Origin of the sequence: uncultured Lamprocystis sp., from assembly GCF_903933125.1 — a bacterium.
Taxonomy (GTDB): domain Bacteria; phylum Pseudomonadota; class Gammaproteobacteria; order Chromatiales; family Chromatiaceae; genus Thiodictyon.
The window spans coordinates 1-11,519 of sequence record NZ_CAIZIZ010000236.1 but is presented as its reverse complement, the minus strand read 5'-3'; the positions used below and the strand labels follow the sequence as shown (position 1 = coordinate 11,519).

Here is an 11,519-nt window from a genome sequence, read left to right as displayed (position 1 = left end):
GTGACGGCTGGTGTTTTGGTCGACTTCAGACGATACCGCCGGTCTCCCGCTGCCGCCACCTCCGCAGGAGCCGCCGGCCCTGGTCCAGCCCACCCGTGCACAGCGCCCGGCCTCAGGCAAAAATGGCCAAAGTCGAGCTTACAGCATTGGGCCAGCGTGTCGCTCGGATCCTCTGGCAGGTAGGGCGTGATGCCGAGGAAGGTCACGGGTAGCAGCCGGCGAGTGACTGGACAGAACCAAGCGTCGCGGACCTCGGTGATCTCTACTTGGGCGGGAAGGTCCAGGTACCTGCGTCCGGACTCTCCCGGAGTCAGCAGGGGAATCAAGGCAGACCATACGGCCAGAATGACCTCTTCGATTTCAGAACGCCCACCTGCCTCGTCTGGATCGAGCTTCAGTGCATAGGCCAAGAGCCTGACCAAACGGGAACGGCTTCCTTGAGCGGTTAGGGCCGTCGGCCAGCTCTTCTCTCCCCGGTTCGTCGTCTCCTGGCCAGGGGGAACGATGACCGTTGGTTTACCTGGATAGCCGATCCAGCGCAACATGTCACGCGGAATGTTGACGGCCATCCAGCCCCTGATCTGTATATCGAGCACGACACGTAACAGATCTTGCCAATCGCTCAATCCGACGCCGCGGTGTGCTAATACGGCAGGTACCTGCGTGATGACGGCAACAGCGGGATAGTCGAGTCGCAAGAGGCCCAATCCCTCCAGCGAGAATTGTCGTTTCGGTCGAAACAGAAACTCTCGCCAAAGGCACAGTTCGGCGATCTGCCGGTCGGTGAGCCCGAAGGTCAGGTCCCGGAGCGAAGAGACTACCCAATGGTTAAATTGACCCAGGCTGAGCAGATAGCTCACCGCATCAGGCCAACTCAGACTTGCGGGCTTCGGATCCTGCAATTGGGCGAGCTTGGTCCGGTAGTCGGCGAGAATACCGGCAATAACTGTGTTGTTCGGTAGCGTCTCAAGCTCGGCAATTTTTGATCCGACTTCAGATACCTGCCCGCCATCAACCTGCGCTGAGAGGGTCGCGACGCGGTGATACAACAGGCTGCGGACATAGTTGCGCTCCGCCTCCTGCTGCAATCGGGCGGCGATGCGCGCTGTACCCTGGCGGCTGTCGGTGAAGGCGATAAGGCGACGGCCTTGGAGCGGAAGTGCCTGGCCGCCCGGTCGATTGGGCAGCGGTTGGACCTGTTCCAACAGGAGTGGAATCGCCGTCTGCAACAGGAAGGGTGCGCCGATACGCCCCGCACGGAACTGGGGCCAATGACCCCGCTGTTCGCCGCCACAGGTCGGGCAGGTCAGATGATTGTCTTGATTCGGCACTTGGAGCCCGATTCGCACGGCATCTGCTGCCGCCGCGCCGAGCCGGCTGTCCTTGCTCAAGGCCGCTGTTGTATCGCCAGTTCCCGCTGGGATCACTAGGCGTTTGAGTCCCTGCGTTGGTCCCTGCGACCGGTCATCGTCGTCATTCAGCGGTTCCCCGTCGGGGTCGGTCGCCTCCAGGTCGAGTTGGAATTCGTCCTCGTCGTTTCCCGTGGTCTCTGGTCTCAGCCAGTCGCCGCCGTCCTCGCAGTGCAGGGTCGCGGACAGGACCTCCTGGCCGCAGTCGGTACATTGCACCAACTCGAAGACCGGGTAACCACAGGCGGTGCAATGCTCCTGACGTTCCAGATAGACCCGACCGAAAGGCCATGCCGGACTGTCCAAAACGGTCCCTCTGCGATCGTCGCAACCCGGATTAACGCAGGCCCAAAGTCCTGCCTGGCCGCGCTGGAACAGGTGACCGCGCAGCGGCAGCAATGGAGTACTGTCGGTATCGATGGCGCCCGTACAGAGGTCTAGCAGGGCCAGGGTGCGCTGACGACCCAGGTCGCTATCTGACTCGCCTACCAGCCGAACCAGATCGGAGAGGCGCGTCGGTCGTTCCACCAAACGACCACGCAGGTCACGCACGGACAGATTTGCGCCCAGCGTCCTGAAGCGTTCGTCTGGCGACTGCCCCCGCACGCTGTCAAAATCCGGCAAGGGGACATTGCGGCGAAGCAGGTCCACCGGGAGGACGGGGATCTCGCGTTGTCCGCTGATGACGGTCACGCGTTCGACCCCAACGCCGGCAATGTCAGCGAGGAAGGTCTGAAGCTGGGCGCGGGCCTCCTCGCCGTTGCCGATCGTCGCGGAGGTGGCCACAAAATGGACTTGTTCGGCGTCACAACCGAAGCCATGGAGGACCCGGCGCAGCAGTAAGGTTAGCTCCGCGGCCTGGGAGCCGATGTAGCTGTGGGCCTCGTCGATGACGATCCAGCGCAACTGGCCCTGGGATTGCTCAAGGATCGGCCGGTCGATACCCCGCACCAGCATGTATTCCAGCATGGTTGCATTGGTTACCAAGATCGGGGGCGGGTTAGCGCGCAACTCGTCGCGTCCAGTTACCTCGCTACGCCATTCCCGGTCCCGGCGTGGCGGAGATCGATCCGGTGTCTCTCCGTTGTAAAGACACCAGCGGACCTTGCCGTTGAAGGGCTCCAACCACGCCGCAAGCCGGTCCTTTTGACTCTTGATCAAGGCATTGAGCGGATACAGAAACAGCGCCCGCACACCGGTGAGCGGCGCACCCTGCTCGATCGCCTCCCCGGCCAGATCGTTGAGGATCGGGATCAGGAAGCACTCGGTCTTACCCGACCCGGTGCCGCTGCTGACCAAGACGGAACGTGGCGGCGTTGCCTCGATCAACGCGTGCCAGGCTTCCAATTGGTGCAAGTACGGTTGCCGCTTGCGCGGGAAGCTATAGTCTGCGGCTAGTTTCGGTGGCGGATTAGCCAAAGCTTTGACCAATTCGGGGTGCAAGAGATGCCCAGCGAGTTGACCCATGCTCACTTCGGCGGGCTTCCAGCCAAAGGTCGCCTCGAATACCGGATCTGCCAGGAACGATCCCGTGGTGCCAGGACGCTGCTCGTAGAGGTGCCGCAGATGCTCGCGCAATGGCTGACTGCGGTAACCGAGCAGACTCAGGATGGCACGGCTCGCGCCACGCGTCAGACGGTGAGTCAGAGTGGTGTAAAGGTCAGTCATGGCCGGCGAGTCCCTTGTTCGTCCGCGGCTAGGCGGCTGCCAGGCCGAGGCACAGTTGTATCGTCACAACGTCATCGAACCAGTCGGTATCGAAGTCGCGCAGGCGCCGTAGCTCGAACACGACTGAGTCTGGGTATTTTTGGTCGGTCAGACATGCGTGCGCGGCGACAAAAGGGGCGCATAGCACGGCACGATAGGGCGCGTAGCGGTTCTCGAAGCGTTCGTGAGAGGAGATGTTCCACATCTGCTCCATGACACGGGGACCTTGGGGCCACTGTTCATCGGCCGCATGACGGCCAAGGAGCAGCGGCTCCTGAAGATTGCGGTGGAAGGCAATTTGCTCGGGGTGCAGGCGCGCCTGCCGCAAGGTCTGGTCTAACAGGGTTCGCTCCGGAAGCAGTGACTCTTGCAGCCAATCGCACAGGATGCCGAAACAGCGCAGACGCCTGACCGTGCGCTGCCGAAAGCCATCGAAGGTATCCCAAATGATCGAGTCCCCTTGCGCGATCCCTGCCAAGGCGTCACGCAGGCCGCCAAAATGGGCCTTGGCCGCGGCCATCCAACAGGACTTGGGCAACAGGAACCAGGCGAAGGGCATTGTCTGCGCGAGCGACCAAACCAGATCGAAGTCATTCTCGGATGCCTTCAGCAGCGTCAGCGCCAAGGTCCGCGGACATTGCACCAACCGCTTGATGATTTCAAGGGTATTGGCTGGATGCTCACGGGTCAGGCGGATATAGCCGAACAATCGTTCCCAATCCGTGGCATCGGGATTGTCGAAAAGGTCTTGGATGAGACTGTCCAGCATGGACTCGCGCTCAACGGCAACCGGATGTCGGATCGCCTGGGTCAGCCCAGAGACCCGCGTGTCGCTCATGGACTCAGCCTCTGCCTGTTCGTCCTCGGTTGAGTGAACCGTCCACAGCAGGGGTCGAAAGCGTGCCCAGCCGCCGTCCCGCCCAACCACCCACCAGGGGCCGGTCGCCAATCCCTGCGGGACCTGCCAGGCGATTACCTCCGGGTCCGGATCACGGGCCAGCGTGGTGGGGGGCTGTACCAAGTCCCAAAGTGGGAACATCTGCAGCGTTACGGTCTCCTGCCAGTCGTCCGCCAGACGGACCTGCGTCGCCAGCGGCAGGCAAACCCGCCCCGCATCTCGTTGCGGTGTCAATTCCAGGTCATACCGTGCCACCTCAATGCACGAAAGTGCTTGCACCGAATCACTCAAGACCAGGCGCGCCCGTGCATTTACATCGGGCACCATGGCCAACAGGCTAGCCAATAATTCTTGAGTCAGATGCAGTGGAATCTGGAACTCACCCTGACCCCGGTCCTGAAGCGGCAATCGCAACCACAGGAGCCTCTGCAAGTCCGCGTCGCCAGACTCCGCGGACCTGAGCGTTGCCTCGACGTAGTACCTGCCAGAACCTTCCGGTCCGCGCGCCACGGCCTGCATGCCGCCAAGCCGTTCCATCGCCACAAGCTCCTTATCGCCAAGGATCCGGCCTGCATGGACGAAAGCCCCGCCTCGCTTCGGCGCGGGCAGTAGAATATTAATGGATGTGCGTCCGGGCCAGGAAAGCCGGAGTGCAATGCTTGACAAATCGGGCGAAGCCTGCGGATCAAATTCCAGCCGAGCGCCCATTTCCGTCTGCGCCACTGTCAGACCTGGGGATGGCGAAACCTCGACTTGCCCGCCTTCAAGACCGGATACGTCGATGAAGCCTCCTTGGGTACCTGAGCCGACGCGCATCGTCACCTTCGTCCCTGGCGGGGTGACATCGATACAGCGCCGCAATAAGGTCGCCCCTCCATCAGGATCGGTAGCGCGTATCCAGACCCGTCCGACGCAGCGTGCGATGTCTGCGGACCATGCAAGACTGCCGGTCCCGGCGGGGCTCCAGGATAGCGCAGTTGACGAGAGTGGACGGCTCCGGTTGTTCTGGTCGACCGCGTAAACCCTTGGCGCACCCAAATAGGGTAGGCGGCACCCTATCGCTACGGAAAGCTGTTTACCCGACAAAAGATAGGTGTCCGCCGTATCCTGGTCCGCGGCGCAACGGATGGTGCAACGGTCGCCATCCGCCGCGATCACTTGGACGACACCAGTAACCCGGTAGAGCAGGCGTCCCACGGTGTCCAAACTGCCGATCCGCAGAGACTCACCCGCGCCCGAAGATGGCATAACCAGATCGGTGGCGTCGATCGCGACGACGGCCTCGGGTTGACGTGATCGTACGGAACCCTCGGCAAGTAGTCGCCAGCCCACGGCGGCCTGTCCTTGGATGAAGACCCACGGCAAATCGCTCAGTCCCTGCTCTCCGGCGACCGCAATCAGGCTCTCCCGGACGCCGTCGGAGATGGTCAAGGCGGTAGCGACCATTGCTGTCCGACCCATCAGCGTCAGACCCCGCGGGTTCACACTCTCGCAACGATAAAACGGCACCGTGTCGCGCTGCGTGACTAGCGACAACAGTGCCACGGTGTGTGTTTGTTCCGAGACGGTAAGCAACAGCCTCAAGCGATCAGGTACTTCAGTCCACCCGCTCCACTGTCTTAGTTGCTCGGGCTTGATCCGATCAGGCAGTGACAAGGTACTGGAAAGCGTCCACGCGTCACCCTGTCGAGTCAGCGTTCTCTGCCAGCGGACTTGTGAGGTGGCCTTTTTCTCCAAGTCCTGTGCGTAATGCAACAGATTACCGAGCAACAACTCCACCGTAGAGTCATTGAGCGGCAGCGGCAAGGTCTCGCGCCACGAGGGATTAGCTAGATTCAGGGCGCGGATTGGTTCGTCAGCATCTCGGATCAAAGGCTGCAAATCCGCTATGGCCTGCACCAGGCGAGCGCTGACCTCAAACACCACCTCCTGACGCAGGCTGACGGGTAGCAACATGAGCTCACGCCGCGCCAGGGACTCGATGGGGGTGTTGCCGCCTTCGTGTAGGGCGGTCAGCAACGCCCGGAAATAGTTACTCAACCGCGTGTCTGCATTATGCAGTAACCGCATCGGGATGCCGCCCTCACAGGCGATAGTGAGCAGAAATCGCTGTGTACCGCCCTCTCCTTGGATGATCTCACGTCCCCACCAATTCAATCCCAGCGTGATCCAATCTCGGACATGGGCACGCTCAGGGATCACACCGAGTGTGGCGAAGATGGTTCGATAAGCAAAAACTCCACCGGAATACTCGCGTCGCCACGTCTCGGCTGCGAATAAGCAAAAAATCTCATGAAAGCGCCTGAAATCGTACCCTGCAAGTACGCGTGGAAGCATCTTGCGGATCAGCGATTTGGTGATCGCATACTCACGTTCCGAACATTTGTACGCGTACAACGGACGATGGTCTGGAACGGTCAGCCCCCGCTGTCCGATGAACTGCTCCAGCAATTCTTGCTGATCCATTATCCTCTCCGTGAACCGATTCCAGCGGCAACCCGATAGACGACTGCTCAGGACTGCTAGACCCTGAAGCGAACCGACTGCCTAACCCAGTATTCTCGGGTATTTGTAGCACAAACGAGCGCCGAAAGTGACGGGAAAAAATCGCGGGGCAAGACAAATCCTAGGCGAAGGTCCCTTCGTCGTGCCAGACCCAAATAGCCAACTCCGACTTGCGGATGCCTTGTTCAGTCATCGCCTGGTAGACGCCAAGCTTGGCACACTCTAAGGCCGAAGGGCGAACTGTCGGGTGGCCGACGGGGGCTGAGGGTACGGGCAGTGGTTTGCGCGCATCGACGTAGAATGACAGGGCAGACTCAAGTGCATCGATCGCATAGAGCAATGTTTCGTCGGGGTCCTCGCCTTGAGTGATCGCTTCCGGGACATCGGGGAAGGTGATGGTTAGCACGTTTCTCGCGTCGTCCCCGATTGATCGGGTGCGCGCAGCGCACCCAACGGGGCTGCGGGATTAGCGACTGGCTGAAACAAACAACCAGGCCCCGCTGAGATAGCACAGACCAACCAGCGCCAGGCTCAACTCCTGAGGCTGGAGCCAGGGGTCCGGACCCAGCGTCAGCACCAGGGTGCCGCAGACGGCGAGGGCGGCGTCGGCCAGGGCGCGGACGGACGCGCTGCGGGCGGCTTCATCGCCCCTTCGTCTCCCACCAGCAGGAAGTGGGTGTCGGCTACTTCGAGGACATCACCACCGTCATCCAGGGCGGGCACTCCTCGGTCACCGCACTGCATGGCTCCACGGAAGAAGAAAAGTTCTGATTCCCGCCTGATCTTCGTCTGATCGATACCGGCCAGGGATGGTCGGTATCCCAGCGGTCGGACGCAGTCCCGCGCATACGCGCCACCTTCTGGTTACGAAGATCCAGTTCCGTCACCAGACGGAGTATACAATAGGGTGTCTTGTGCCCGGCGCCCGGTGGCTCGGGCGTTCTGCGCGGACGTCCCGCGGCGCTCTGACCTCTATATCACCTCATTTTTGGAGAGCTTGTTTTGTCCTTACGTACCCTGCTCGTAGCCGCCAGTGTCACCCTTGCGCTGTCTGCCTGCTCGTTTGATCGGCTTCTGGGGAAAGGTGGATCCGAGGCCGCCCCAGCCGCGGCTAGCGGCACCGCCGCGACCGTGGCTTCGGGGGCCGCCGCCGGCACGGCGGCTACCCGCAAAAAGGCCGGGAGCGCCGCCGTCTCTGCGCTGGGGGCCGAAGTGGTGGCGAAACCCGGGGAATACCTGCTGTGCCGCACGAGCGATGCGTACAAGGGGCGCACTACGAACTACTACACCTGCCGGGAGCGCCGCTGCATTGGCCAAGAGACGCCGGCCACGGATGCGAAGGCACCCAAGACCAAGTCCGGCTGCATGAGTGCCTGCCGCAAGGTGGAGACAAAGGGCGCGCGCGACGCCACCGTCCGATCCTACTGCGCGAGCTGAGAGGGCGCCGCGGGTTCCGCGGCCCAGGCAAGGGGGAGCGCTCAGTAAATCGATGACCGTTCGTCGCGTTATCGCCATCGGACGCAATAACCGAACGTAGGGGCGGGTTTCAAACCCGCCCCTACACCAATGGTCTGTCCGGATATCAGGTACGAAGGCTATAACGACTGGCTGAAACGAACAACCAGGCGCCGCTGAGGTAACAGAGGCCGACCAGCGCCAGGCCCAACTCCTGGGGCTGGAGCCAGGGGCCGGAACCCAGGGTCAGCACCAGGGTGCCGCAGACGGCGAGGGCGGCGCCGGCCAGGGCGCGGACGGACGCGCCGCGGGCGGCTTCATCGCTCCGATTCCCGCCGTTGGCCCCATGGGCAGTGACCGGTCGGCGCAGCTGCTGGTCGTAGGCGGTGATGATGCGGTGGGCGATCAGCGGCAGGTCCGGAATCTGGTCGGCGATGGACAGCAGGTTGCGCCGGGTGCGACGCACCAGCCCCTTGACGCCGATCTGGTCGCGCATCCAGCGTTCCATGTAGGGTTTGGCAGTGGTCCAGAGGTCCAGTTCCGGGTAGAGCATCCGGCCCAGGCCCTCGATGTTGAGGAGGGTCTTCTCCAATAGGACGAGCTGGGGCTGCACTTCCATGTCGAAACGTCGGGCGGTCTGGAACAGCCGGACCAAGAAATGACCGAATGAGATCTCGGCCAACGGTTTCTCGAAAATCGGCTCGCAGACGGTGCGGATGGCGGATTCGAATTCATCGACCCGGGTACCGGCCGGGACCCAGCCGGATTCCACGTGCAGTTCGGCGACCCGCCGGTAGTCGCGCTCGAAGAAGGCGAGCAGATTCTCCGCCAGGTAGCGCTGATCCTCGTTGGTCAGGGTGCCGACGATGCCGAAATCGATGGCGATGTAGCGCCCGCTCGGCTCGACGAAGATGTTGCCGGGGTGCATGTCGGCGTGGAAGAAGTTGTCGCGGAACACTTGGGTGAAAAAGATCTCGACCCCGCGCTCGCCCAAGAGCTTCATGCTGACGCCTTGCTGTTTGAGCCGCACGACATCGCTCACCGGAGTGCCGTAGACACGTTCCATGACCAGGACGCCGGAGCGGGTCCAGTCCCAATAGACCTCCGGGATGTAGAGCATCTCGCTGTGCAGCCAGTTGCGCCGCAGTTGGGAGGCATTGGCGGCCTCGCGTTGCATGTCCAGCTCGTCGAAGATGGTCTTCTCGTACTCACGTACCACCTCGACCGGGCGCAGCCGCCGGGCGTCCGGCCAATAGCGCTCGGCCATTTCGGCGATGGTGTAGAGAAGATCAATGTCCTGGCGGATGGTCTTTTCGATGCCCGGACGCAGCACCTTGACGACGACTTGGGTGCCGTCCTTGAGCCGTCCGGTGTGCACCTGGGCGATGGACGCGGAGGCCAGCGGCACCACATCGAAGGCGTCCAGCACCTCGCCCACCGGGCAACCCCAGGCTTTCTCGATCAGGGCCTGAGCCTGAACTCCGGGGAAGGGCGGCACCCGGTCCTGCAGCTTGGCCAGTTCCACTGCCAGGTCATCGGGCAGCAGGTCGCGGCGGGTGGAGAGGATCTGCCCGAATTTGACGAAGATCGGCCCGAGGTCTTCCAGTGTCAGGCGGACCCGCACCGGGTAGGTCGGCAACTCGCCGCGCAGCCAGTACCAGGGGCTGAGATAGAGCACCCAACGCAATGGCCGGAACAGGTGGGTGGCGAGGATGACCTCGTCCAGGCCGTTGCGTAACAGAACCCAGTTGATACGAAACAGGCGCAGGGCCTGGCGGGGGCCGATCATCGCCGGCCGCCATGCTCCGCGCCGGCCGTGGGCGCCAGGTCGGTGAGTCGCGCGATGCGCTCGGCCAGGCGCTCGACGTCATCGCGCAGGTCATCGACCTGACCGAGGAACTCATCGAGCTCATAGCGGCTGGGCAGCAGGCGGGACTCTTCCTCCAGGTACTCTTTGAGGTTGGCCCGCGCGGCGCGCGAGGTACGGTCGCCCCACTCCTGTGCCGAGCGCAGGGCGCGTCCGATCTGGTTGGCGACTGGATCGCCCAGCACCTGGGCGAGCTGTTCCTCCCAGTCCACGTCCAGTGCGGCCAGGGCATCGCTCAAGGCCTGGGCGACCGCGGTGTCGCCCTCGATGTGCACCGCCCCGGAGCGGATCTGCTCGTCCTTGCGTGTCGCCGTCATCATGCGGACCAGGGCGAGCGGGGCGCCGCGGATCAGGCAGTCCGGTTTGGCGTCATAGCTGCCGAAAACCTGGATGCGGTCGGGTCCCGGTATCAGCGTGAGATGGGTGCCGATGCCCTCGATCTCGATTGCGCAGATACGGCCATAAATGGGTTCGAAGCCGCGCGCGCCCTCGGGGTCGAGTGCGATGTAGCGGTTCAGCGCGGCTTCGGCGGCGGCCAACAGGGCCGTGGGCAGTTCGAAGGCCGCGGTCTCATGCGGATGGTTGGCGTAGGTGTCGTCGATGGTCACAGTTTGTACCCTCGGTGAATGGCCACGACCCCGCCGGTCAGGTTGAAGAAATCACAACGCTCGAACCCGGCCTCTTCCATCATGGCGCGCAGCGTCTCCTGGTCCGGGTGCATGCGGATCGATTCCGCCAGGTAGCGGTAGCTTTCCGCGTCGTTGGTCACCAGCCGGCCCAGGGTGGGCAGGACATTGAATGAATACAGGTCATAGACGCGTGCGAAGGCTTTGCTGGTGGGGTGTGAAAACTCCAGGATCAGCGCCCGCCCGCCGGGGCGCAGAACGCGATACATTTCCTTGATCGCCCACTCCTTGTGGGTCACGTTGCGCAGCCCGAAGCCGATGGTCACGCAGTCGAAGTGATCGGAGGCGAAGGGCAGGCGCTCGGCGTTGGCCAGGGCATAGTGCAGATTGCCGATGCGGCCCTGATCGGTCAGACGCTCGCGCCCGCGGGTCAGCATGGCCTCGTTGATGTCGGACATCACGACTTCGCCCGCGGCGCCGACGATGCCGGCGAAACGCGCGGCCAAATCCCCGGTACCGGACGCCAGGTCCAGGACCCGCTGGCCGCGGCGTACCCCGGCCAGGGCGATCGCATGGCGCTTCCACAGCCGATGAATCCCCAACGACATCAGATCGTTCATGATGTCATAGCGCGATGCCACCGAGTCGAAGACCTCGCGCACGCGTACCGCCTTCTCATCGACCGGCACCTGCCGGTAGCCGAAATGGGTCGTCTCTTTGTCGGTCATAGCCTGATTCTCTGCTCGCAATGGGCGTAATTCTACACGATGGCGGGGCGGTTCCGGCGGTGCCGGTCACTGGTGAGTCGTCAGGGCTGATTCCGGTCGGCGTCCCGCCGCTCTGCGGTGTCGGGGTGCGCGGGGGGAATCGCGGCCGGAGGCCGCTCCCACGGGGTGGGGCAGGTGCGATTACGCCGAATCCCGTGGGAGCGGCGTCCCGCCGCGATGCGGTGCCTGGGTGTGTGGGGGGAATCGCGGCCGGAGGCCGCTCCCACGGGGCGGGGCAGGTGCGATTACGCCGGATCCCGTGGGAGCGGCGTCCCGCCGCGATGC

The 11,519-nt window shown here is 63.0% G+C and carries 7 protein-coding genes; 1 reads left to right on the top strand and 6 read right to left on the bottom strand.

Features of this window, described 5'->3' with window-relative positions:
- The 3 genes from QZY03_RS11670 to QZY03_RS11660 form a co-directional block, all read right to left on the bottom strand.
- Nucleotides 1–3,077: DEAD/DEAH box helicase (locus QZY03_RS11670; protein ID WP_295581176.1), on the bottom strand; the 3,077-nt coding region annotated here is incomplete at its 3' end.
- 28 nt (nucleotides 3,078–3,105) lie between these two features.
- Complete coding sequence (locus QZY03_RS11665) at nucleotides 3,106–6,480, bottom strand: STY4851/ECs_5259 family protein (protein WP_295581174.1); 3,375 nt, start codon at nucleotides 6,478–6,480, stop codon at nucleotides 3,106–3,108.
- Nucleotides 6,481–6,640: 160 nt separating this feature from the next.
- Nucleotides 6,641–6,925: a hypothetical protein gene (locus QZY03_RS11660; RefSeq protein ID WP_295581173.1), complete on the bottom strand. Its 285-nt coding sequence runs from the start codon at nucleotides 6,923–6,925 to the stop codon at nucleotides 6,641–6,643.
- 596 nt (nucleotides 6,926–7,521) lie between these two features.
- On the opposite strand from QZY03_RS11660, the gene QZY03_RS11655 reads away from it, so the two are divergent.
- A complete protein-coding gene (locus tag QZY03_RS11655; RefSeq protein ID WP_295581171.1) occupies nucleotides 7,522–7,956 on the top strand; it encodes a hypothetical protein in 435 nt (144 codons plus the stop codon).
- 145 nt (nucleotides 7,957–8,101) lie between these two features.
- Here QZY03_RS11655 and ubiB read toward each other — a convergent pair whose 3' ends face one another.
- Genes ubiB through ubiE form a run of 3 tightly spaced genes read right to left on the bottom strand, consistent with a single transcriptional unit; the run spans nucleotide 8,102 to nucleotide 11,195 of the window.
- Nucleotides 8,102–9,763: a ubiquinone biosynthesis regulatory protein kinase UbiB gene (ubiB, locus tag QZY03_RS11650; RefSeq protein ID WP_295581169.1), complete on the bottom strand. Its 1,662-nt coding sequence runs from the start codon at nucleotides 9,761–9,763 to the stop codon at nucleotides 8,102–8,104.
- Complete coding sequence (locus QZY03_RS11645) at nucleotides 9,760–10,449, bottom strand: SCP2 sterol-binding domain-containing protein (protein ID WP_295581167.1); 690 nt, start codon at nucleotides 10,447–10,449, stop codon at nucleotides 9,760–9,762. The genes ubiB and QZY03_RS11645 overlap by 4 nt, the downstream gene beginning before the upstream one ends.
- Nucleotides 10,446–11,195 carry a bifunctional demethylmenaquinone methyltransferase/2-methoxy-6-polyprenyl-1,4-benzoquinol methylase UbiE gene (ubiE, locus tag QZY03_RS11640; protein ID WP_295581165.1) on the bottom strand — a complete coding sequence of 250 codons (750 nt, stop codon included), beginning with the start codon at nucleotides 11,193–11,195 and terminating at the stop codon, nucleotides 10,446–10,448. Before ubiE ends, QZY03_RS11645 begins: the two co-directional genes overlap by 4 nt.
- Between the last annotated feature and the right edge of the window lie 324 nt (nucleotides 11,196–11,519).